At 52.8% G+C, this 411-nt stretch carries 1 protein-coding gene; it reads left to right on the forward strand.

Annotation, left to right across the window (positions count from 1 at the left end; genetic code table 11):
- A partial coding sequence (locus I6F37_RS42335) for a hypothetical protein (RefSeq protein WP_225154725.1) occupies positions 1-238 on the forward strand: 238 nt, incomplete at its 5' end.
- Positions 239-411 lie beyond the last annotated feature (173 nt).

Genomic DNA, 411 nt, shown 5'->3' on the forward strand with positions numbered 1-411 from the left:
CGTCCAAACCGCGTTGCTGGCGCCTTCGGGGCTCAATGCTTTTTCCGAGGAAGGTGATATTCCGACGGTCTATCAATTCAACATCGGGCTGCAAACCAAGCTGCCTTATGATTTCCGGCTCGATATGTCATATGTCGGCTCGCTATCCCGCTGTTGCAGCGACTTAACCTCAACGCCATTCCGTACGGAGCACTCTATCGTCGAGAAAACCAGGATCCGACTCGATTTGGCGGGGTAGTTCCGGCGTCGGAGCCTGGATTGGCAGCTCCCTATGTAGCTGCGGGACTAAGTTTCAGTGGTGCTAATGCTCTCCCCACCGACTTGTTGCGACCTTTTCAGGGGTTTGGAAATATCAACATTCACCAGATGGGCGGCAATTCAAACTACAACTCCATGCAAGTAGCTCTGGAA

Source organism: Bradyrhizobium sp. NBAIM08 (genome assembly GCF_020193935.1).
GTDB lineage: Bacteria > Pseudomonadota > Alphaproteobacteria > Rhizobiales > Xanthobacteraceae > Bradyrhizobium > Bradyrhizobium yuanmingense.